The 20,519-nt window shown below is 73.6% G+C and carries 20 protein-coding genes; 10 read left to right on the forward strand and 10 right to left on the reverse strand.

Going from position 1 to position 20,519, the window contains the following annotated elements:
• The first annotated feature begins 123 nt into the window (after nucleotides 1-123).
• Nucleotides 124-1,620: a protein adenylyltransferase SelO gene (locus J1M37_RS09445; RefSeq protein WP_206452494.1), complete on the forward strand. Its 1,497-nt coding sequence runs from the start codon at nucleotides 124-126 to the stop codon at nucleotides 1,618-1,620.
• Nucleotides 1,621-1,680: 60 nt separating this feature from the next.
• Here the strand turns inward: J1M37_RS09445 and J1M37_RS09450 are convergent, their stop codons facing one another.
• Together J1M37_RS09450 and J1M37_RS09455 are read right to left on the reverse strand one after the other, a co-directional pair.
• Entirely contained in the window at nucleotides 1,681-2,970 is a 1,290-nt protein-coding gene (locus J1M37_RS09450; protein WP_206452495.1) for an NAD(P)/FAD-dependent oxidoreductase, read from the reverse strand.
• Nucleotides 2,967-3,296: a bifunctional 3-phenylpropionate/cinnamic acid dioxygenase ferredoxin subunit gene (locus tag J1M37_RS09455; RefSeq protein WP_002857882.1), complete on the reverse strand. Its 330-nt coding sequence runs from the start codon at nucleotides 3,294-3,296 to the stop codon at nucleotides 2,967-2,969. Before J1M37_RS09455 ends, J1M37_RS09450 begins: the two co-directional genes overlap by 4 nt.
• A gap of 321 nt (nucleotides 3,297-3,617) precedes the next feature.
• On the opposite strand from J1M37_RS09455, the gene J1M37_RS09460 reads away from it, so the two are divergent.
• The gene (locus J1M37_RS09460; protein ID WP_241250994.1) at nucleotides 3,618-5,156 is read left to right on the forward strand and encodes an N-acetylmuramoyl-L-alanine amidase; all 1,539 of its coding nucleotides are present in this window, start codon (nucleotides 3,618-3,620) and stop codon (nucleotides 5,154-5,156) included.
• Between the two features lie 151 nt (nucleotides 5,157-5,307).
• Here J1M37_RS09460 and J1M37_RS09465 read toward each other — a convergent pair whose 3' ends face one another.
• Genes J1M37_RS09465 through J1M37_RS09480 form a run of 4 tightly spaced genes read right to left on the reverse strand, consistent with a single transcriptional unit; the run spans nucleotide 5,308 to nucleotide 8,232 of the window.
• Nucleotides 5,308-5,988 carry an ABC transporter ATP-binding protein gene (locus J1M37_RS09465; RefSeq protein ID WP_152744094.1) on the reverse strand — a complete coding sequence of 227 codons (681 nt, stop codon included), beginning with the start codon at nucleotides 5,986-5,988 and terminating at the stop codon, nucleotides 5,308-5,310.
• On the reverse strand, nucleotides 5,985-7,253 hold the full coding sequence (locus J1M37_RS09470) for a hypothetical protein (protein WP_152744093.1): 1,269 nt from the start codon (nucleotides 7,251-7,253) through the stop codon (nucleotides 5,985-5,987). Before J1M37_RS09470 ends, J1M37_RS09465 begins: the two co-directional genes overlap by 4 nt.
• Nucleotides 7,254-7,270: 17 nt before the next feature.
• Nucleotides 7,271-7,639, reverse strand: coding sequence for a hypothetical protein (locus J1M37_RS09475; RefSeq protein ID WP_036339719.1), 369 nt, complete (start codon nucleotides 7,637-7,639; stop codon nucleotides 7,271-7,273).
• Nucleotides 7,636-8,232: a hypothetical protein gene (locus J1M37_RS09480; protein WP_206452496.1), complete on the reverse strand. Its 597-nt coding sequence runs from the start codon at nucleotides 8,230-8,232 to the stop codon at nucleotides 7,636-7,638. The genes J1M37_RS09475 and J1M37_RS09480 overlap by 4 nt, the downstream gene beginning before the upstream one ends.
• 588 nt (nucleotides 8,233-8,820) lie before the next feature.
• Here J1M37_RS09480 and J1M37_RS09485 point away from each other — a divergent pair.
• Nucleotides 8,821-9,342 (forward strand): HPP family protein, encoded by a 522-nt coding sequence (locus tag J1M37_RS09485; RefSeq protein ID WP_127435289.1) that lies wholly within the window; start codon nucleotides 8,821-8,823, stop codon nucleotides 9,340-9,342.
• 16 nt (nucleotides 9,343-9,358) lie between these two features.
• On the opposite strand, the gene J1M37_RS09490 is transcribed toward J1M37_RS09485, so the two are convergent.
• On the reverse strand, nucleotides 9,359-10,489 hold the full coding sequence (locus J1M37_RS09490) for a histidinol-phosphate transaminase (RefSeq protein WP_206452497.1): 1,131 nt from the start codon (nucleotides 10,487-10,489) through the stop codon (nucleotides 9,359-9,361).
• A gap of 56 nt (nucleotides 10,490-10,545) precedes the next feature.
• Complete coding sequence (locus J1M37_RS09495; protein ID WP_044658772.1) at nucleotides 10,546-11,274, reverse strand: IclR family transcriptional regulator; 729 nt, start codon at nucleotides 11,272-11,274, stop codon at nucleotides 10,546-10,548.
• A gap of 199 nt (nucleotides 11,275-11,473) precedes the next feature.
• Between J1M37_RS09495 and J1M37_RS09500 the strand changes: the two genes are divergently transcribed.
• Nucleotides 11,474-13,387, forward strand: a complete 1,914-nt coding sequence (locus J1M37_RS09500) for an FAD-binding monooxygenase (protein ID WP_206452498.1) — start codon at nucleotides 11,474-11,476, stop codon at nucleotides 13,385-13,387.
• A 34-nt stretch (nucleotides 13,388-13,421) separates the two neighbouring features.
• Here J1M37_RS09500 and J1M37_RS09505 read toward each other — a convergent pair whose 3' ends face one another.
• Nucleotides 13,422-14,921 carry a hypothetical protein gene (locus J1M37_RS09505; RefSeq protein WP_342345138.1) on the reverse strand — a complete coding sequence of 500 codons (1,500 nt, stop codon included), beginning with the start codon at nucleotides 14,919-14,921 and terminating at the stop codon, nucleotides 13,422-13,424.
• Between the two features lie 29 nt (nucleotides 14,922-14,950).
• Complete coding sequence (locus tag J1M37_RS09510; RefSeq protein ID WP_041102602.1) at nucleotides 14,951-15,388, reverse strand: hypothetical protein; 438 nt, start codon at nucleotides 15,386-15,388, stop codon at nucleotides 14,951-14,953.
• A gap of 259 nt (nucleotides 15,389-15,647) precedes the next feature.
• On the opposite strand from J1M37_RS09510, the gene paaA reads away from it, so the two are divergent.
• The 6 genes from paaA to J1M37_RS09540 are packed head-to-tail and all read left to right on the forward strand — an operon-like array spanning nucleotide 15,648 to nucleotide 20,283.
• Nucleotides 15,648-16,655, forward strand: coding sequence for a 1,2-phenylacetyl-CoA epoxidase subunit PaaA (gene paaA, locus J1M37_RS09515; RefSeq protein ID WP_206452500.1), 1,008 nt, complete (start codon nucleotides 15,648-15,650; stop codon nucleotides 16,653-16,655).
• Nucleotides 16,656-16,658: 3 nt separating this feature from the next.
• The gene (paaB, locus tag J1M37_RS09520; protein ID WP_020624884.1) at nucleotides 16,659-16,961 is read left to right on the forward strand and encodes a 1,2-phenylacetyl-CoA epoxidase subunit PaaB; all 303 of its coding nucleotides are present in this window, start codon (nucleotides 16,659-16,661) and stop codon (nucleotides 16,959-16,961) included.
• Nucleotides 16,958-17,791: a 1,2-phenylacetyl-CoA epoxidase subunit PaaC gene (gene paaC, locus J1M37_RS09525; protein ID WP_206452501.1), complete on the forward strand. Its 834-nt coding sequence runs from the start codon at nucleotides 16,958-16,960 to the stop codon at nucleotides 17,789-17,791. Before paaB ends, paaC begins: the two co-directional genes overlap by 4 nt.
• Nucleotides 17,788-18,297: a 1,2-phenylacetyl-CoA epoxidase subunit PaaD gene (gene paaD, locus J1M37_RS09530; protein ID WP_342345139.1), complete on the forward strand. Its 510-nt coding sequence runs from the start codon at nucleotides 17,788-17,790 to the stop codon at nucleotides 18,295-18,297. The genes paaC and paaD overlap by 4 nt, the downstream gene beginning before the upstream one ends.
• Complete coding sequence (gene paaE / locus J1M37_RS09535) at nucleotides 18,297-19,466, forward strand: 1,2-phenylacetyl-CoA epoxidase subunit PaaE (protein WP_206452502.1); 1,170 nt, start codon at nucleotides 18,297-18,299, stop codon at nucleotides 19,464-19,466. Before paaD ends, paaE begins: the two co-directional genes overlap by 1 nt.
• A gap of 31 nt (nucleotides 19,467-19,497) precedes the next feature.
• Entirely contained in the window at nucleotides 19,498-20,283 is a 786-nt protein-coding gene (locus J1M37_RS09540; protein ID WP_206452503.1) for an enoyl-CoA hydratase/isomerase family protein, read from the forward strand.
• Nucleotides 20,284-20,519: the final 236 nt, after the last annotated feature.

Genomic DNA, 20,519 nt, shown 5'->3' on the forward strand with positions numbered 1-20,519 from the left:
GGCGCGAAATCCAGGTCATAGGGCTCTGGTCCACGCCCATGGGGTCGATTTCCCGCCTCGAAAGGACGGGCCCGGTGGGAGCCGGTCCGTGAACACCCGTCCTCCCCCACGTAGCGTGGCCCCATGACCACGTCCGTTCCCGCCCTGAGCTCGCATTTCGCCGACACCTTCCCCGAGCTCGCCCTGCCCTGGCAGGCCCAGGCCACGGACGGCCCGCAGCTCGTCCTGCTCAACGCCGGCCTCGCGGCGGAGCTCGGCCTCGACGCCGAGTGGCTCGCCACCGACGACGGCGTCCGTTTCCTCACCGGCGAGCAGCCCGGCCCGGGCGCGCGGCCGGTCGCGCAGGCGTACGCGGGCCACCAGTTCGGCCACTACTCTCCCCGCCTGGGTGACGGTCGCGCCCTCCTCCTCGGCGAGCTCACGGCTCCGGACGGTCGGCTCCACGACCTGCATCTCAAGGGCTCCGGTCGCACGCCCTTCGCGCGCGGCAACGCCGACGGGCAGGCCGTGCTCGGCCCCATGCTCCGCGAGTACGTGGTCTCCGAGGCGATGCACGCCCTCGGCGTGCCGACCACGCGGGCGCTGGCCGTCGTCGGCACGGGCCACCCGGTCCGCCGCGAGACCGTGCTGCCGGGTGCGGTGCTGGCCCGGACGGCCGCGTCGCACCTGCGCGTCGGCACGGCCCAGTACGCCGCGGCCCTCCCCGAGCAGGCGCACCCCACGGAGGTGCTGCGCCGGATCGTCGACGAGGCCATCGCCCGCCACCACCCGCACGCCACCGACGCCGAGCACCCCGCGGTCGCGCTCTACGAGGCGGTGATCGCCGCGCAGGCCGAGCTCATCTCCCGCTGGATGCTCGTCGGCTTCGTGCACGGTGTGATGAACACGGACAACATGACCCTGTCCGGCGAGACCATCGACTACGGCCCCTGCGCGTTCATCGACGCCTTCGACCCGGCCGCGAGCTTCTCCTCGATCGACACCCAGGGCCGGTACGCGTACGGCAACCAGGGGCCCATCGCGGCGTGGAACCTCGCTCGGCTCGGCGAGGCCCTCGTGCCCGTGCTCGACGACGACCCCGACCGCGCCGTCGCACTCGCCCAGGAGGCGCTGGGCAGGTTCCACGGCGCCCATCTCGCGGCGTGGCGGGGCGGACTGCGGGACAAGCTCGGTCTCCCGGCGTCCGTGGCGGAGGACGACGTCGCCGCGCTCACCGACCGCCTGTTCCCGTGGCTGGCCGCGGCGCGGGCCGACTGGACCTCGTTCTGGGTGCGGCTGGCCGAGCACACGGCGGCGCCCGTGGACGACGACGCGGCCCGCACCGAGGCGGCACGACTCGTCCCCGGCGCCCCGGACCCCGCGGGGCTCGCCGCCTGGCTCGCGGACTGGCGGGCGATGGGTCCCGATCCGGCCCGGATGCGCGCGGTGAACCCCGTCTACATCCCACGGAACCACCTGCTCGACGAGGCCCTGACGGCCGCGGAGGACGGGGACCTCACCGCCGTCCACCGGCTGCTCGAGGCCGTCACGGATCCCCTCACCCCGCGCCCCGGGTTCGAGCGGCACGCGGAGCCGGGTCCGGCGGACGGGGCCCCGTTCGTCACCTACTGCGGCACCTGACCGCTTTCGTCGACGAAACGGGCGCTTTCCAGGCCGCTTTCGTTGACGAAACGGGCGCCCTCACCCCCGCGCCAGCGACTTGACCGGCACGGCCGGGTCCGCGAGCGCGGCGGCGTCCACCACGATCCCCCGGTCGATGATGCGCCGGGCGGCCTTGACGGTCATGGGGTCGTCGATCGACGCGGCCCCGCGCAGGGTCCCGTCCGCGGCCAGGGCGAAGCTCGCCACCACCGTCCCGCGCACCTCGCGGTCCACGATCCGCCCGCCGGCCGGCACCGTCATGTCCCCCACGGCCTCCACGTGGGCGTCGTACCGGTCGGACCAGAACCACGGGGCGCCCGGGGCGTCCGCCTGCTCCCCCAGGATCGCCGCCGCGGCGGCCGCACCGGAACGCAGCGCCGGCTCCCAGTGCCGCGACGGCGCCCACGCGGACCCCCGGGCCCGCGCGGCGTCACCCACGGCCAGGATCCCGGGTACGGCCGTGCGGCCCATCGCGTCCGTGAGCACGCCGTCGGCCACCTCCAGCCCGGCGTCCTCGGCGAGGGCGGTGTCCGGCACGGTGCCCCCGGCCAGCACCACGACGTCGGCGTCCACGGCCCGCCCGTCGTGGAGGTGGAGCCGGTGGGCGGCCGGCAGCGCGGCGCCGCCGTCGGCGTCCCGGTGCTCGATCCAGGCCGCCCGGCCGACCTCGACAGCGACCCCGTGCTCGACGTGCATCCGGTGCAGGCGGGCGGCCAGCGCTGGCCCGACCGCCGCGCGAGCCGGGGCGTCCGTCCCGGTCACGAGCGTCACCGCGGCGAGCGAGCGGCGCGCCGCGGCCGCGACCTCCGCCCCCGTGAAACCGCCGCCCACGACCGCCACCTCGGTCCCGAACGTCAGGCGGTCGCGCAGGGTCTCGGCGTCGGCGCGGGTGCGCAGGGTGATCAGGTCCGGGTGGTCGGCGCCGGCGACGTCGAGGGCCCGGGGTCGCCCGCCCGTGGCGAGCACGACCGCGTCCGCGTCCAGGACCCGCCCGGAGGCCGTCTCCACCCGGTGGGGCGCGGGGCCGCCGTCGGGGTGGACGCCGCCCGGCACCACCCGGACCGCCTCGTCCTCCACCAGCTCCACCCCGTGCTCGGCGAACCATGCCGGCGGGGCGAGCAGCAGGCGGTGCGCGTCCGCGTCGCCGGTCAGGAACTCCTTGCTCAGGGGCGGCCGGTCATAGGGCACGCCCTGCGGGTCCACGAGGGCGATCCCGCCCGCGAAACCGCGGCGCCGCAGCTCGCGGACCACGGCGAAGCCCGCGACGCCGCCGCCCACCACCACGACCGAGCCGGGCACGCCCGCCGGGGCGTCGACGTCGTGGCTCATGCGCCGGGGACGAGGTAGAGCTGGCCCTCGCGCTCCTCGACGCGGTGCACGCCGACGCCCTTGGTGGCGGGCAGGCAGAGCGCCTCGCCGGTGCGCAGGCAGAACTGCGCGGCGTGCAGGGGGCACTCCACGCGGTCGTCCTCGAGCCAGCCCTCGGCCAGCGAGGCGTCCTCGTGGGTGCACGTGTCGTCGATCGCGTGGAACTCGCCCGCGTCCGTGTGGAACACCGCGACGTCGTCCCTCGTCCCCGCCGTCGCCGCCGGGACGACGATCGCCTCGCCCTCCGGGACGTCCGCCGCCGCGCCGATGTGGATCGGCTCCGCCATGGTCTGCCTCCTCTGGTTCCCGGGCCGGGCGGCCCGTGGTGGTCTCCCGTCACCGTATCCCCCGGCGCGGACCCGACACCCCTCCGCTGTGCTCCGCCCCGGTGCCACACCGCGCCCACCTGTGAATGGGTGAACCGGACATCACGGGGGCGTGAAATCACCCGACAAGCCTTCGAAAAATGTTCCCGGGAATGGTCGATCACGCTACGATCACGACGGCTCTCCGGCCCTCATCCCGCCCTCACCACGTCACCGACCCGGGAAAGCGACACGGCCCGCGCCTGTCGTTCCTCGGGCACTCCACCTTCCGAAGGCATCCGCATGAAGATTCTCCCGCCGCGTTCCGCCGCGTCCCCCCGCCCGCTCGCGCCCGCCGTCGCGGTCGCCGCGCTCTCCGTCCTCGTCGGCGGCCTGCTCCCGCAGCCGCCGTCCGCGACCACGGAGGGCGCCCCCGACGTGCGCCCGCTCGACGACGCCGCCCGCGCCACGACCGTCGGCGCGGCCGCGACCCCCGCGTCGGCCGCTCCCGTCGAGGGCGCCGGCGTCGCGACCGTCCCGCAGGAGGGCGAGAACCTCGTCCCGGCCGAGGAGGCTCCGGCCGGCGTCGTGCTCGGCGAGCCCGTAGTGGACCGCCCGTTCACGGTGGCCGCCGCCGTGTGGGACACCGCGGCGGACGACGCCGTCGAGCGCGTGGAGATCCGCGTGCGTCAGGACGGGGCCTGGGGCCCGTGGCAGGTCCTGGATCGGCCCGTCCTGCCCGAGGACGCCGCCCCCGCGCGCACCGGCACGGACCCGTTCGTCGCGTTCGGCGCGGACGGCGCCCAGCTGCGCGTGACCACCGCCGACGGCGCAGCCCCGGCCGGCCTCGAGCTGTCCCTCATCGACCCGGGCACGGCCGCCACGGACGAGACCGTCGCGAGCGCGCACCCGGCGGTGACCGCCGAGCAGGCCGCGGAGACGGCCGGCCTGCCGCGGGGCGTGAAGTCGAGCGCCGTCGTCGGGGGCGCCGCACCCGCCGAGGCCCGCACCGTGGCCACGGCCTCGGATGCGCGCGCGAAGATCCTCCCGGACGTGATCACCCGCGCGCAGTGGGGCGCGGACGAGTCCTGGGCCGAGTCCTCCCCGCAGTTCGACCAGGTGCGCGCGCTGACCATCCACCACACGGCCGGCACGAACGACTACTCGCGCGCCCAGGCCGTGGAGCAGATGCGCGGCATCTACGCGTACTACACGAGGACCCTCGGCTGGGGCGACTTCCCGTACCACCTGATCACGGACCGCTTCGGCAACATCTACGAGGGCCGCCGCGGCGCCCTGGACTCGAACCCGCTGGGCACGCACGCGGGCGGGTTCAACCGGGGCACGATGGGCATCTCCACGATGGGCAACTACGACGTGGTCGCCCCGTCCGAGGAGGTGGTGGACGCGATGGCCCGCGCCACCGCCTACTACCTGTACCGCGACGGCATCGACGCGCGGGGCCGAGTCACCCTGACCTCGGGCGGCAGCACGAAGTACGCCGCGGGCACGCCCGTCACCGTGGACACGATCTTCCCGCACCGGGCCACGTCCGCGACCGCGTGCCCGGGGCAGCACCTGATGGCCCGCTTCGACGACCTGCGGGACCGCGCCGAGGCCATCGCGACGGCGGCCGGCCAGCCGCCGGCACCGGCCACCCCGGCTCCGACGCCGGCCCCGACGACCGAGCCGTCGACCGCCGGCACGTACACGGTGCAGCCGAACGACGGCTGGTGGATCATCGCCCACCGCACCGGCGTGACGATGGAGACCCTCCAGCGCCTCAACGGCATGACGGTCTCGACCATGCTCCACCCGGGCATGGTGCTGCGCACCGCCTGAGCACACCGCCGGGACGACGTCGGCCCGCACCTGCGCGTGCCGGTGCGGGCCGCCGTCGTCGGTTGAGTTGTCGCCGGTCGCAGGCCGCCGCACCCGGGATAAGTCAACCGACGTTGCTCGCCACGAGAAGTCGACGAGGGTGCGCGCCGCCTCAGTCCTGTGGGGCCAGCTCCCCGTCCACGAGGTGCCAGCGCCGATCACAGGCGGCCGCCACCCTCGGGTCATGGGTCACGACCACCACGGCCCGCTCAGGCCCCACGGCTCCGCGCAGCAGGTCGACGACGTCCCGCGTCCTCGCCTGGTCCAGCGCACCCGTCGGCTCGTCCGCCAGGACCAGCGGCGGCTCGTTGATGAGAGCCCGGGCGACGGCCACCCGCTGCTTCTCCCCGCCGGAGAGCGTGCGGGCCCGGTGACCCGTGCGCATTCCCAACCCCACCCGCTCGAGGGCCTCCCCCGCGCGGCGTCGCTGCTCCCCACGCGGGACCCGGTCCGGGCCGTAGCGCAGGGGCAGCATCACGTTCTCCAGTGCGGTGGCGTGCTCCATGAGGGCGAAGTCCTGCAGGACGATGCCGCACCGCTGGTTCCGATACCGGTCCCCGCCCTGGCTCCACGGCTCCGGGAGAGGTTCGCCCCCGAGCAGGACGCGACCCGAATCCGGGGAGTCCAGGCACGCGAGGATCCGCAGCAGGGTGGATTTCCCGGACCCGGAGGGCCCGGTGACGGCGTGCATCTCACCGGCCGGAACCAGCAGAGAGGCCCCCCGGAGGACGGGCACCGCCTCCCCGCCGGAGAGGAACGTCTTGTCCACGTCGTGGACCTCGAGGAGGGTCATGCGGTCTCCTTGGTCGGCCGGTGGCGGCGGGGGCGGCGACCGAAGGTCGCCGCGAGTGCGCGCCAGGAGGACAGGGTGGCGACGGCGCCGATCGCCATGACGGCGATGAGCGCGGTGGACGTCAGACCGGTGGGCGGCGGCCCCGGCAGGGCGGACGCGCCCGCGGTGAGACCGACGGCGGCCGGCAGGACCCACGCGAAGAGCACGGGAACGATGATCCGCACCGCGGCCTGCCAGCGGGCGGCACCCACCATCGCGGCGATCCGCCAGGTGGGGGCGAGAGCCCGGGCGAGCACGCCGAGAACGCCGAACAGGGAGACGACGGCGCCGAGCACCGCCGCGCCGAACAGGACGAGCAGCGTGCGGGAGCTGGCGCTCAGAGACTGCAGGAGCGCGGAGGACTGCGGGGTCAAGGGCTCAGCGGTGACCACCAGAGCGTCCGTTTCGAGGGCTCGTCCTGCCGCATCCAGTGCCGGGACGGCATCCTGGCCCAGGACGATGGTGCGCAGCAGGAGGCCCTCCAACGCGTCTGGCGGGTACAGGCTCGCCAGCATCGAGGTCGGGACGACCACCAGGACGGCTTCGTCCAGCGGAACCGATCCCATCATCGGATCCAGAGCGGTGGCGCCCGGCGCCAGCCGTCCGGTCACCGGGATCATCGCCTCCTGGAACTGCACACGCGTCGGCGGCGGCAGGACGCCCCCGACCGTGAGCGCGTACGGGTCCTTCGCCGAGGAGTCGCTGCCCAGCACCGCGTAGGGAGCGGCAGTGCCGCCGGCGTCGCGATGCGGGGACTGACCCGTCGGAGACATCGTCTCGTCGAGACCGGACCCGGCGAAGAAGTCCTCGGTCACCAGCAGGGCGCCGGGGAGGTCGTCGCCGAATCGGTCCCCGTAGGGGTCCATCGTGTACGCCGTCCGGTGCGGGTCCGCCAGGAGTGCCAACAGCGCGGCCGTACGCCGACCGTCGTCGGCGGAGTCGGCCGTGGAGTCGGCAGAGAAGTCGGGCTCGGGCGGCTCCTGCTGCGAGTCGCCAGGCGCGGCGCCGCCTCCCTCCAGATCCCCTGGCCCCGCGAGATAGAAGCCCCGCAACGAGGCCGCACCGAGCTGCTCCCACCGCTGCAGGTGCCGATCGATCTCCTGCGCCTCGCTCGCCTGCTGGAAGGACAGTCCCAAGAGCGAGCACGAGGCGACCGCGTGGACGAAGGCGACCAGCACCAACGGCCAGAACCTCAGGGTGTCGCGCAGCCCGTCGCTCCAAGCCACGCCGAGACTCCGGAGGCTCACCGGGGCGCTCGCATCCAGAGGGAGACCACATGGGTCGCCGCCACGAGCACGGCATCACCCAGCAGCACGACCAGGATCACGCCACTTGCGACGAGCGGGGACGGTTCCGTGACCGCGCCGGTCAGCACCATCCCCTGCCACAGCGCGGCCGAGATCCCCGCAGCGCCGAGGAACGGCACCAGGCTCACGCGAGCCCGAGACACGGCGGCCCGGAGCGGGGAGACCCCGAGCAGGCGCAGCACCCGCAAAGAGGGACGTTCCCCCGCGCGCAGAGTCAGCACCCAGAACGCCGTGACGCTCATCAGAGTGAGGCCGGTCAGCGACGAGGTCACGCCGAGCACGGGCGTCCCGAGCGACGCGGTCATCGCCGTGGGTGCCGGCGCCGCGTCGACTTCCAGGCCGGCGGTTCGCAGGTTCTGCAGGAATCCGTCCAGGTCGGCGGGTCGCCCACGAGGAACCCGACGTAGGCGGCGGCGTTGTCGAACGCCGGGGTCGGCTGGATCACCCCGTCCGAGGGCAGTCCTCGCCAGCGGGCCGATGAGGCGAGGGCCACAGGCCGGCCCGCCAGTTCCCCCTCCCCCGCTGCGCGATCGGCCAGCACACTGCCCTCGCGCACCAGAAACCCTCGCGCTGCCCGCAGAGATTCCAAGGTCGGCACGTCGATGCCCGCAAGACACGGGGCCGCGGGGCCGGCCAGGTGGCGCACGCCGGGGTCCGCCCCGTTGGCCATCAGGGTCAGGTTCCGCCCGGTCAGGGCGGCCTCCGTGGCGGACCAGACCTCGCCGCTGCCTCCGATGCCGACATCCCACACCGCGTCGCCGCACTCGGCGGCACCGAAGTACTGCCGCTGGTGGACGGACAGGGAGCCCACGAGGCTCAGCGCCAGCCCGCACAGTGCCACGAGCAGCACGGCACGGGTGACGAGCAGCCCGAACGTCCGCAGCCCCCTGCCCGTCACGGTCAGTTCCCGCCGAGAGGCTCTGACAAGGCCCCGTACTGCACCCGCGCCGCAGCACCGACCGCAGCGGCTCCCCACGCGGCAGTCTTCCTGAGCAGGGCCATGATGGCCTCCTTGCTGTGTGACACCCAGAAGATCCCCCTGACCATCTGTGATGTCTCTCATACCCCTGTGAGTAGGGTAATCATCATCCCCCCCCCGGTGGGGCGTCAAGGAGATTCCTCGGCACATTCCGGCCGCGCTCGGGGGCCTCGCCCGTGGCGTGCCGCTGGCCTTTCACGGCGCGGGGCGGCCTGCGGGCCGCCGTCGTCGGTTGAGTTATCACCGGTCGTAGGCCGCCGCACCCGGGATAAGTCAACCGGCGTTCCTCCGAGGCCGCACGGGACGCCGAGGACGCCCTCGTGGCGCTGCGCCGCTGAGCGGCCGTCACAGTCCCTCCCCCCTGTCTCTTATACACCTCTCCGAGCCCACGAGACGGAGCTACATCTCGTATGCTCCTCCAGGGTAGGCCCCGGGCCCCGCCCGCGGCCTACCCTGGAGGAGCCCGACCCGGGCCGCGACCGAGTCACGAGGAGATGAGACGAGCGCATGACCCGCCTGCCCGGTCTGCGTCCCCCACGGTTCCTGGACCCGTGGCGTCGCCCGCTGGCCCCCCGTCTGCCCTGGCACGTGGTCCTCGCGGCCTCGATCGCGGGGGCACTGACCATCGCCACCCTCAGCCTCGGCGAGGACCTGGCCTCCGCGCCGCTGCTGGTGGGCGCCTTCGGCTCGTCCTGCGTGCTCGTGTTCCTCGTGCCGCACGGCCCGCACTCCCACCCCGCCAACGTGCTCGTGGGGCACGTGGTCTCAGCCGCATGCGGGATCGCCGTGATCTCCGTGCTGCCCCTGGCCTGGTACTCGCTCGCGGCCGGCATGGGCCTGGCGATGGCCGTCATGGCCGGGCTCCGCGTGATCCACGCCCCCGCAGGCGCCACCGCGCTGACGGTCATGCTGAGCAACGCGGACTGGCACTACCTGGTCACCCCGGTGCTCGCCGGGGCACTGGTCCTCACCGCGTGCGCGCTGCTGTACCGCCGCCTGATGTGGCGGGTGATCGGGCCGCCGGCGTGAGCCCGCGCCGACCCGCTCACGTCAGGAAGTCGCGCGCGACCTCGAGGAAGCGGTCGTTGGCCTCCTGCTCGCCGATGCTCACGCGCACGCCCTCGCCCGCGAACGCCCGGACGGACAGGGCCCGGGCCTGGGCGGCTTCGGCGAACGCCTGCGTGCGCTCGCCGAGCGGCAGCCACACGAAGTTGGCCTGCGAGGAGGGCAGGTCCCAGCCGGCCTCGGCCAGGGCGGCGGCGACGCGCTCGCGCTCGTCGACGACGATCTGCACGCGCTCGAGGACCTCGTCCAGGTGCTCGAGCGAGGCGATCGCGGCCTCCTCGGCCACCGTGGACACCGCGAACGGGGTGGCCACGGTGCGCAGGGCCTTCGTGATCTCCGGCTGCGAGACCGAGTAGCCCACGCGCAGGTTGGCCAGGCCGTGCGCCTTCGAGAAGGTGCGCAGCACGACGACGTTCGCGTGCTTGCGGTACATCTCCAGGCCCTTGACCGCGTCCTCGTCGCGGACGAACTCCACGTACGCCTCGTCGATGACCACGAGGATGTGCGCGGGCACGCGCGCCAGGAAGTCCTCGACCTCGGCGGTGGTGAGCACGGGGCCGGTCGGGTTGTTGGGGGTGCAGAGCAGGATCACGCGGGTCCGCTCCGTGATCGCCTCCAGCATGGCCGGCAGGTCGTGGCGGTGGTCCGCGGTGAGCGGCACCTGCACGTCCACGGCACCGGCGGTGCGGACCACGATCGGGTAGGCCTCGAAGGAGCGCCACGCGAAGATCACCTCGTCGCCCTCCCCGGCCTCGCCGTGGCCGGCGAAGGCGGTGATGACCTGGGCCAGGGCGCCGAGGGAGCCGGCGCCGGTCACGACGTCGTCCGCCGGGACGTCCAGGTGCGCGGCCAGGGCCTGGCGCAGGCCGGTGGAGAGGGTGTCCGGGTAGCGGCAGAGGGTGCTGGGCGCACCCTCCGGGCCGGTCACGACCTGACGCACCCGGTCGATCACGCCGGACACGGGCGCGTAGGGGTTCTCGTTCGAGGAGAGCTTGTAGGGGTGCAGGCCCGGGACGGCGACCGGCGGCTTGCCGGCGGCGTACGGCGGCAGCATGCCGACCTTCTTGTGGGGAGCGACCACGGCGGGCGTCTGCTGTGCGTCATCAGTCATGGCCACCAGGGTAATGCGGGCCGCGGACGCCGTGAGCGGCACCACGGGACCCGGGTTCAGGCCGCACCGAAGGCGACGGCGACGGCCCGGGCCGCCTCACCGAGCCGGTCCCCGAGGCGCGCCGGGTCCTCCGGCCGCGTCGCGTAGACCACGGCGAGGGCGGCGGGCAGCTGGCCGGGGACCCGCAGCGGCACCGCGACCGAGGAGACGCCGGTGATGACCTCGTCGGAGCTGACGGCCCAGCCGCGCTCCCGCACGTCGTCGAGCTCGGGCCGCTCAGGCGGGGCCTCGCCGGGCAGCCGCGCCCACTCCTGTCCGGTCAGGGTGGCGGCGATCGCCATCCCCGGCGCACCGACCCCGAGGGGGTGCCGGGTCCCCGGCCGCTGCGTGACGAGGTTGCCGCTGGGCGGCTCGGCCGTGGCCAGGGTGAGGCAGTGGGCCCCGTCCCACACCACCAGGAACGCGGTCATGCCCAGGTCCGTGGAGACGGCCGTCAGGTGCGGCATGGCCGCCGCGCGCAGATCCTGCTCCACCCGGCGGGCGAGGACGGCCAGGCCGGGGGCGGCGTGGACGCGGCCGAGGCCGTCGCGGCGCAGCAGGCCATGGGTCTCGAAGGTGCGCAGCACGCGGTAGGCGACCGAGCGGTGGACCCCCAGGCCGTCGGCGAGGTCGGCGATGGTGGGCGGCTCGGGCGCCTCCACGACGGTCTCGAGCAGGGTGAGCGCGCGGGAGAGCGTCTGGGAGGGTGCGCCCTCCCGGACCGGGCCGCCGTCGTGCTCCGCCATCCGTGCTCCTCGCCTCGCGTGCCGGACGTGACGCGCCCGGGGCGTGGTCGACCCGCGCGCCGGTTGTGAACCCGGTCACGTCCGCGTACAGTCTGGCACACATGTGTTCCCAGGGGGAACACCGTGCTCTCTGAGAGAACACACCGTCGGGTGGCACGCTCGCCGCGCAGCGACATCCCCCGCAGCGAAAGGACCCCCCATGCTCTTCCACCACCACGGCTATGTCTCCACGAACCCACGCGTCCAGGTGGCGGCCGGCATCGGCCTGGACCGCCCCGCCGAGCTGCCGGACGAGATGGACGTGCTGATCGTCGGCTCGGGCCCGGCCGGCATGATCGCCGCCGCCCAGCTCGCGATGTTCCCGGACGTCCACACCCGCATCATCGAGCGCCGCCCCCACCGCCTCGAGATCGGCCAGGCGGACGGCATCCAGGCCCGCTCCGTGGAGACCTTCCAGGCCTTCGGCTTCGCAAGCGAGATCATCGACGAGGCCTTCGACCTGACCTCCATGGCGTTCTGGAACCCGGCCGAGGACGACGCGGACACGATCGTGCGCACCTCGCTGGCCGAGGACGACCCGGAGGGCGTCTCCGAGTTCCCGCACCTGATCGTGAACCAGGCCCGCATCCTGGACTGGTTCGCCGAGTACATGAAGAACTCCCCCACCCGCGCGCAGCCGGACTACGGCTGGGCGTTCGAGACCCTCGAGGACACGAACGACGGCGAGCACCCCGTGCTCGTGACCCTGCGCCGCACCGTGGATGCCCAGGGCAACGCCCTCGAGGACCCCGCCTCGGGCCCGACCCGCCAGGTGCGCGCCAAGTACGTGGTGGGCGCGGACGGCGCGGGCTCTCGCGTCCGCAAGGCGATCGGCCACACCCTGACCGGCGACGCCGCGAACCACGCGTGGGGCGTCATGGACGCGCTGGCCGACACGGACTTCCCGGACATCCGCACCAAGTGCGCGATCCACTCGTCCAGCGGCTCGATCCTCCTGATCCCCCGCGAGGGCGGCCACCTGTTCCGCATGTACGTGGACCTCGGCGAGGTCCCGGCGGACGACGACCACAAGGTTCGTCAGACTCCGCTCGAGGAGATCATCCGCCGGGCCCAGCAGATCCTGCGCCCCTACACGCTGGACGTGAAGGAGGTCGCCTGGCATTCGGTGTACGAGGTGGGCCACCGCCTCACCTCGGGCTTCGACAACCGCGAGCGCGTGGCCCACCCCAACGTGTTCCTGCTCGGCGACGCCTGCCACACCCACTCCGCGAAGGCCGGCCAGGGCATGAACGTGTCCATGCAGGACGGCTGGAACCTCGGCTGGAAGCTGGGCCAGGTGCTCTCCGGGATGGCCCCGGTCGAGCTCGTGCCGACCTACTCGGAGGAGCGCAAGGAGATCGCCAAGAACCTGATCGACTTCGACAAGGAGTGGTCGACGCTCATGGCCAAGCCCACCTCCGAGCTGGGCGACCCGAACGAGGTGGCCGAGTTCTACACGAAGACCGCCGAGTTCCCGGCCGGCTTCATGACGCAGTACCAGCCCTCCCTCCTCACCACGGACGCCACCGGCCAGGCGCTGGCGCAGGGCTACCCCATCGGCAAGCGCTTCAAGTCGGCGCTGGTGGAGCGCTCGTGCGACACCAACGTCAAGCACCTGGGCCACCTGCACCGCGCGGACGGCCGCTGGCGCGTGTACGTGTTCGCCGACGCCGCCTCCCCGCGCGCCGAGGATTCGAAGGTCGCGGCGTGGGCGAAGGCGATCGTGGAGGACCCGCGGTCCTTCCGCAACCGCCACACCCCGTCGGACAGGCCGGAGGACGCCCGCTTCGACATCAAGGTCGTGTACCAGCAGGAGCAGACCGAGTTCGCCCACCCGGACGTGCCGTCGATCTTCCGCCCGACCACCGGCTCCCTCGGCCTGCACGACCTGAACAACATCTTCGCCACGTGTCAGCCCAAGCACGGTGAGGACATCTTCGAGGCCCGCGGCATCAGCCGTGACGGCGCCGTCGTCGTGGTCCGCCCGGACCAGTACGTCTCCGGCGTCTTCGGCCTGGACGAGGTCGACCGCCTGAACGCGTTCTTCGCGGGCGTGCTGCTCGACGCGAACTGAGCGGGCGGCGGCGGGCGCCCCGCCGCCGGCGCGCTCACCGGGATCCCGGGGGCAGGTGGTCCCGCTCGGGCGGCGTGCGGCGCAGGCGCACCGCCCGGCTCGAGGCCACGGTGCCGGCGGTCAGCCCGGCCAACGCGGCGGAGAGCCCGGCGACCTCCGCCCGGGACGCGGGCTCGGCGGCCTCGAACTGCCGGATCAGGTCCACCTGGGCGTCGAAGTCGTGGGCGGCGCCCAGGTCGTCCTCGGCCGCCAGCGGAGAGGCGGTCCGAAAGCCGCCCCCGGGCGCATCCCACCCGTGGCCGGCCGGGTGGAAGACCACCTCGGCCCGGCGCGACGAGACGGGGGTGGGCGCCCCGTCCGCGGCGACGGCCAGGTCCCCGTCCGAGGAGAACTCCAGCACCGCGGTCCGCCCGGTCTCCACCGCGTTGCCGGACGGCGCCGCGACCGTCATGACGCCGGCCACGGGATACACGGACGTGAAGTCCTCACGCCCGGCCAGATTGACGGCGTGCACCCCGCCCTGGGAGTGGCCGGCCAGGACGAGCGGGGCGCCGTGCGGGACGCCGGCCGCCTCGAGCGCCGCCCGCACCGCCGGGGCCGTGACCTCGGACTCGGAGCCGAGTGCGTCCAGCAGCCCGCCGGCGTCCCACGGGTCGGTCGACTCGGGATCGGGGATCAGGCCGCCGCGGGTGCCCGGCAGGCCCACCACCCAGGCGCGGCTCCCGTTCTCTCGCACCACCTCCGTGACCGTGAGGTCGCCGTCCCCCTCCTCGCGCGGGATGAGAGAGGCCAGCCCCGTGGCCGAGCCGTCCAGCAGGGCGGGCGCCGTCGGCCGGTCCTGCGGCGCCCCGTGCAGGGTCACCGCGCCCCGGGGCGCCGCGCCGGCGAGGGTCAGGGCGTCCGCCGCCACGGTCCATGCCTCGTCCGGGGAGACCCGCAGCGCCTCGGTGAGGTCCGACGCGGCATCCGTCCCCTTCTTCGCCGCGGAGGAGACGGGCCGCTTCAGCACGCGCTTCTGCGCCCTCGTCAGCATCTTCACGTCGATCCGCGCCAGCGCCGCGAGCAGGGGGAACCCGGCGGCCGCGAGCATGGCGGCCACGATGGCCTCGGGCACCGCCTGGACGACGTCCTGCACGAGCCGCTCCGCCTCGCGGGTGGTGAGGCCGTCATGGCCGTCCCGCCAGAGCAGCGCCGGCAGCTCCTCCAGGGAGGCGTCCTCGGCGGCCATGATGCCGGCCGCCGCGCGCTCGGCCTCCTCGTAGCGGGCCGCCGCGGAGAGCAGGTCACGGTGCAGCTCGGCGCACTGCTCCGACAGGCTCCGCACCCGGCCGACCGCCTCCGCCAGCCGGTCCTGCAGCAGGGCGGCGGAGGCGAGCCACGCGGCCGACCGGCCCAGCCCGAAGGCGGCCGCGTCGACCTGCCACGAGGCTCCGGCCGCCTCTTCGGCGGCGTGCTCGTGCCGGCCGGCCACGACGCGCATCTCCTCGGCCTCCGCGTAGATCGAGCCCGGGCCGCCGTGCGTGCTGAAGGCCACCGCCCCCGGGCTCGCACCCCGCCCGCCGGTCATGCCGCCACCGCCAGCGAGCGCAGGACGGCCAGCGCGGTCTCCTCGGCCGCCCGCTGCCGGGCCTCCGCGTTCCGGCGCGCGTCCTCGGCGTCCCGCTCGGCGGTGGCCCGCAGGGCGAGCCACTCCCCGGCCTCCCGTTCGAGCTCCGCCGCCAGGGTCGCCGCCCGCCGGACGGCCTCCCCATAGGCGCCGGCGGCCTCCCCGCGCCATGCCGTGTGCATCGCCGAGCGCACGTCCGTGGCGGCGCTGACCAGCCCGCCCAGCGCCGTGCGCAGCTGCGTCTGGGCCGCGGCGAGGTCGGCGAGGGCCTGCTCGGCGGCCTCCCGCTCGCGCCGGGCGGGGTCGGCCCACGCGGCCAGGCGGGCGGCGTCGTCGTCGAGTCCGACGGCCCGCAGGGCCGTGGCGATCTGCTGAGGTCCGATGAGGGGTGACATGCGGCCACCGTAGGGAGGACCCGGGTCCCGCGACCGCGGCGAGGGACGATCCGGGGATGGGGGACGCCGTCGGGACGCCTGTGCAGGAGAGAACCGTCCCGCACCGTCCCGACGGCCGCATCGCACCCGGGCCCCGCATGCCCCGGCGTGTTGACCGAGGTCACACCCTGGCCTATCCTGAACGAGCGGTCAGTAATTCGGTGCGCCCCGGTGCGCCCTGACCACGGAACCAGCCCGCACTCAGCGTGAGGTGATCCCCATGACGCAGACCAGCTCCCCCCAGCACCTGGCCTCCGTCCCGTCCCCCGAGGATGCGGCCGGCCAGGAGAACTTCGATCGCCTGATCGCGGAGGACTCGCGCATCGAGCCCCGCGACTGGATGCCCGAGGCGTACCGCAAGTCCCTGACCCGCCAGGTCTCCCAGCACGCGCACTCCGAGATCATCGGCATGCAGCCGGAGGCCAACTGGATCACCCGCGCCCCCTCCCTGAAGCGCAAGGCGATCCTCATGGCCAAGGTCCAGGACGAGGCCGGCCACGGCCTGTACCTGTACTCCGCCGCCGAGACCCTCGGCACCCCGCGGGACGAGCTGAACGCGCAGCTGCTCTCCGGCCGCGCGAAGTACTCCTCGATCTTCAACTACCCGGCCCGCACCTGGGCGGACATGGGCGCGATCGGCTGGCTCGTCGACGGCGCCGCGATCTGCAACCAGGTGCCGCTGTGCCGCGCCTCCTACGGCCCGTACGGCCGCGCGATGGTGCGCATCTGCAAGGAGGAGTCGTTCCACCAGCGCCAGGGCTGGGAGATCCTCTACGAGCTCTCGCACGGCACCCCGGAGCAGAAGCAGATGGCCCAGGACGCCGTGAACCGCTTCTACGGCCCGGCCCTGCAGATGTTCGGCCCGCCGGACGAGGACTCCCCCAACTCCCGCCAGTCCATGGCCTGGAAGGTCAAGCGTTTCTCCAACGACGACCTGCGCCAGCGCTTCGTGGACATGATCGTCCCGCAGGCCGAGGCCCTCGGCCTCACCCTGCCGGACCCGGACCTGAAGTGGAACGAGGAGCGCGGCCACTACGACTTCGGCGAGCTGGACTGGGACGAGTTCATGTCCGTGATCAAGGGCAACGGCCCCATGAACACCCAGCGGATGGCCCGCCGCATCCAGGCCCACGAGGACGGCGCCTGGGTCCGCGAGGCCGCCGCCGCCTACGCCCGCCGCCAGGCCGAGCAGAACGCGCCGGCCGAGACCCACCTGATCGGAGCCTGACCCATGAGCGAGACCACCGCCGCCTCCCACGCCTGGCCCCTGTGGGAGGTCTTCGTCCGCGCCAACCGCGGCCTCTCCCACGTGCACGCCGGCTCACTGCACGCCCCGGACGCCACCCTGGCGCTGCGCAACGCGCGTGACCTGTACACCCGCCGCAATGAGGGCACCTCCGTGTGGGTCGTCCCGGCCGAGGCCATCGCGGCCTCCGACCCGGACTCCAAGGGCGGCTTCTTCGAGTCCGCGCAGGGCAAGTCCTACCGTCACGCCACCTACTACCAGCAGTCCGAGGGGGTGCCGCACCTGTGAGCTTCGCGACCAACGACTCGGCCACGAAGCACTCCGCGGGCGTGGCCATCACCGCGGAGGAGATCGCGGCGGGCGAGCAGAAGGCGAGCGACGACGTCGCCCGCTACGCCCTCGCCCTCGGCGACGACGCCCTGATGCTCGGCCAGCGCCTGTCCTGGTGGATCTCGCGCGCCCCGGAGCTCGAGGAGGACATCGCCCTGGGCAACATCGCCCTGGACCTCGTAGGCCAAGCCCGCTTCCTCCTCTCCTACGCCGGCACCGCGTGGGGCAGGACCGAGGACGAGCTCGCGTACTTCCGCGACGAGGAGGAGTTCCGCTCCGTCCGCCTCGTGGAGGCCGAGAACGGCGACTTCGCCAAGACGATCGCCCGCCAGCTGTACTACTCGTTCTACTCGTACGAGCTGTACACCCGCCTGCGCGAGTCCACGGACCCCACGCTCGCCGCCATCGCGGACAAGGCCCTCAAGGAGGTCCTGTACCACCAGGACCACGCCGCCCTGTGGCTGCAGCGCCTGGCCATGGGCACCGAGGAGTCGAAGCGCCGCATGCAGCGCGGCCTGGACGAGCTGTGGCCCTACGTGGCCGAGCTCTTCCACGACGACGACGTCGTCCGCGCCCTCGCCGAGCAGGGCGTCGCCGTGCTGCCGTCCTCGCTGGAGGAGCCCACGATGACCCGCATCCGCGCGGCCATCGAGGAGGCCGGCCTGACCGTGCCGACGACGGGCACCGCCCGCGGCGGCGACCGTTCCGGTGCCATGAGCGAGTACCGCGGGTACATCCTCGCGGAGATGCAGTCCCTGGCGCGCCGTCACCCGGGAGCGACCTGGTGACCACCGCCGGCGAGCTGCGCCCCGCCGATCCCGCCGACGCGCGGGTCTGGGATGCGGCCTCCACCGTGCACGACCCGGAGATCCCCGTGCTGTCCATCGCGGACCTCGGGATCCTCCGGGAGGCACGGGCCGATGGCGAGAGGGCCGTCGTCGTCATCACGCCCACCTATTCCGGCTGTCCCGCCATGGACACCATCACCACGGACGTCAGCCGCGCGCTCGAGCGCGCCGGGTTCCCCGACGCCGAGGTGCGCCTGGTGCTCCAGCCGGCGTGGACCACGGACTGGATGACGGACGAGGGCAAGGCCAAGCTCAACGAGTACGGCATCGCCCCGCCCGTCGCGCGCACCACGGACGGCCCGGTCAGGATCGGCATGGCCGTGAAGTGCCCGCGCTGCCACTCCCTGAACACCCGCGAGATCACCCGCTTCGGCTCCACCTCCTGCAAGGCCCTCTACACCTGCCGGGAGTGCCTCGAGCCCTTCGACTACTTCAAGGTGCACTGATGACCGAGACCACCGACGCCCCCGCCACCGGCAAGCGCCGCGCCACGTTCAACACCCTCGAGGTGTCCGAGCTGCGCCGCCTGACCGACGACTCCGTGGAGGTCACCTTCGCGGTGCCCGAGGAGCTCGCCGACGACTACGACTACGTGCCGGGTCAGTACGTGGCCCTGCGCAAGGAGCTCGACGGCGCCGAGGTGCGCCGGTCCTACTCGATCTGCGCCGTCCCGAAGCGCGGCGAGATCCGCGTGGCCGTGAAGAAGGACATCGGCGGCACGTTCTCCACGTGGGCCAACGAGAGCCTCGAGGTCGGCGAGAGGATCGACGTGATGAACCCGCAGGGCGCGTTCACGTCCCGCACGCACGTCACCTCCCTCAACGACGCCCAGAAGGTGGCGGCGGAGAAGGTCGCGGAGAAGAAGGACACGCACCTGGTGGCGTTCGCGGCCGGCTCGGGCATCACCCCGATCATGGCGATCGCCAAGGCCGTGCTCGCGGCCTCCGAGACCTCGCGCTTCGACCTGGTCTACGCGAACCGCTCCGCCATGGACGTGATGTTCGCCGAGGAGATCGGCGACCTCAAGGACAAGTACCCGGCCCGGTTCACGGTGCACCACGTGCTCTCCCGCGAGCAGCGCGTGTCCCCGCTGCTCTCCGGTCGCATCGACGAGGACAAGCTCACCACCCTCCTGGACCGCGTGATCGGCGTGGAGGGCACCGACGAGTGGTTCCTCTGCGGCCCGTTCGAGCTCGTGCAGCTCACCCGTGAGACGCTCGCCGCCCGCGGCGTGTCCGAGGACGACGTGCGCTTCGAGCTGTTCACCACCGGCCGCCCGGAGAACCCGCAGGGCCACTCCGGCCGTGTGGTGGAGGTGGACCCGAAGGGCGACAACGTGACCATCGAGTTCAACCTCGACGGCCTCACCGCCAAGGTCGAGTCCCCCCAGTCCGCCCACGAGACGGTCCTCAACGCCGCGCTGCGCGTCCGCTCGGACGTGCCCTTCGCGTGCGCCGGCGGCGTGTGCGGCACCTGCCGTGCCAAGGTCGTCGACGGCGCGTACGAGATGGACGAGAACTACGCGCTCGAGAAGGACGAGGTGGAGAAGGGCTACGTGCTCACGTGCCAGACCCGCCCGACCTCCGACTCGATCACGCTGGACTTCGACGCCTGAGCGCCCGCCCACGAGACCGAAGGAGCCCCCGATGATCGAGATCACCGTCGAGAACGGCGTCGCCGAGATCGTGCTGGACGCCCCCCAGAGGATGAACGCCCTGGACGAGGCCGCGCTGGCCGAACTCCAGGCCGCCTACGAGCGGGCCGCCGCCGGCGTCGAGTCCGGCGAGGTCCGGGCCGTGCTGCTGCGCGGCGAGGGCCGCGGCTTCTGCGCGGGCCGCGACATCTCCGCCGTGGTCCCGGCCGAGGACGACGCCACCGCCTACCTGCGGGACAAGGTCACCCCGGTGCTGCGGGCCATGTCCGCGATCCCGGTCCCCACCTTCGCGGCGGTGCAGGGCGCCTGCCTGGGCGTGGGCCTGGGCCTCGCGATCGCCACGGACGTGGTGTACGTGGCCGAGAACGCGAAGATCGGCTCGCCGTTCGCGAACCTCGGGGCCACCCTGGACTCGGGCGGCCACTGGCTGTTCACCGAGCGCCTGGGCGCGCACCGCACCCTGGACCTGATCTACACGGCCGAGCTCCTCTCGGGCGCCGAGGCCGTCCAGGCCGGGCTGTTCTCCCGGGCCCTGCCCGCGGACGAGCTGCTCGAGTTCACCCGCGCCAAGGTCGCCCAGGTGGCCTCCGGCGCGACCCTCGCGTTCCGCGCGTCGAAGGAGCTCGTGGCCCAGGTCCGCGACCGGCGCGTGGGCCTCTGGGAGTCCCTCGACGCGGAGAACATCGCCCAGGGCGAGCTCTGCGGCACCGCCGACTACGCCGAGGGCTTCCAGGCCTTCCAGGAGAAGCGGAAGCCGGAGTTCACCGGTCGCGGCTGAGCCGCCGCACCCCGCCACCGACGACGGCGCCGCACCCTTTGCGTGAAGGGCGCGGCGCCGTCGTCGTCCCGTGGGGTGGGCAGCCCCCGCTCCCGGGTGACCGAAGTGTGACGCCGGTCCTGTGCGCTGAATCACGTGGATCGTATACGATGCGATCCACCCCACATCCCGTCCGCGGCTCCCTCGCCAGCCTCCGCCTCCCCGCGGCCGCCCGCCGCCTCCCCGACCAAGGACAC

Origin of the sequence: Micrococcus sp. KRD012, assembly GCF_017168555.1 — a bacterium.
In the GTDB taxonomy this organism is placed as follows: domain Bacteria; phylum Actinomycetota; class Actinomycetes; order Actinomycetales; family Micrococcaceae; genus Micrococcus; species Micrococcus luteus.

Excerpts from the sequence above, each read along its gene's own strand:
- J1M37_RS09485 (WP_127435289.1), top strand. The coding sequence starts at position 8,821 with ATGACCCGCCTGCCCGGTCTGCGTCCCCCACGGTTCCTGGACCCGTGG.
- J1M37_RS09500 (WP_206452498.1), top strand. The coding sequence starts at position 11,474 with ATGCTCTTCCACCACCACGGCTATGTCTCCACGAACCCACGCGTCCAG.
- J1M37_RS09460 (WP_241250994.1), top strand. The coding sequence starts at position 3,618 with ATGAAGATTCTCCCGCCGCGTTCCGCCGCGTCCCCCCGCCCGCTCGCG.
- J1M37_RS09490 (WP_206452497.1), bottom strand. The coding sequence starts at position 10,489 with ATGACTGATGACGCACAGCAGACGCCCGCCGTGGTCGCTCCCCACAAG.
- J1M37_RS09510 (WP_041102602.1), bottom strand. The coding sequence starts at position 15,388 with ATGTCACCCCTCATCGGACCTCAGCAGATCGCCACGGCCCTGCGGGCC.
- J1M37_RS09540 (WP_206452503.1), top strand. The coding sequence starts at position 19,498 with ATGATCGAGATCACCGTCGAGAACGGCGTCGCCGAGATCGTGCTGGAC.
- paaB (WP_020624884.1), top strand. The coding sequence starts at position 16,659 with ATGAGCGAGACCACCGCCGCCTCCCACGCCTGGCCCCTGTGGGAGGTC.
- J1M37_RS09445 (WP_206452494.1), top strand. The coding sequence starts at position 124 with ATGACCACGTCCGTTCCCGCCCTGAGCTCGCATTTCGCCGACACCTTC.
- paaE (WP_206452502.1), top strand. The coding sequence starts at position 18,297 with ATGACCGAGACCACCGACGCCCCCGCCACCGGCAAGCGCCGCGCCACG.
- J1M37_RS09465 (WP_152744094.1), bottom strand. The coding sequence starts at position 5,988 with ATGACCCTCCTCGAGGTCCACGACGTGGACAAGACGTTCCTCTCCGGC.
- J1M37_RS09455 (WP_002857882.1), bottom strand. The coding sequence starts at position 3,296 with ATGGCGGAGCCGATCCACATCGGCGCGGCGGCGGACGTCCCGGAGGGC.
- J1M37_RS09495 (WP_044658772.1), bottom strand. The coding sequence starts at position 11,274 with ATGGCGGAGCACGACGGCGGCCCGGTCCGGGAGGGCGCACCCTCCCAG.
- J1M37_RS09450 (WP_206452495.1), bottom strand. The coding sequence starts at position 2,970 with ATGAGCCACGACGTCGACGCCCCGGCGGGCGTGCCCGGCTCGGTCGTG.
- J1M37_RS09475 (WP_036339719.1), bottom strand. The coding sequence starts at position 7,639 with ATGACCGCGTCGCTCGGGACGCCCGTGCTCGGCGTGACCTCGTCGCTG.
- paaA (WP_206452500.1), top strand. The coding sequence starts at position 15,648 with ATGACGCAGACCAGCTCCCCCCAGCACCTGGCCTCCGTCCCGTCCCCC.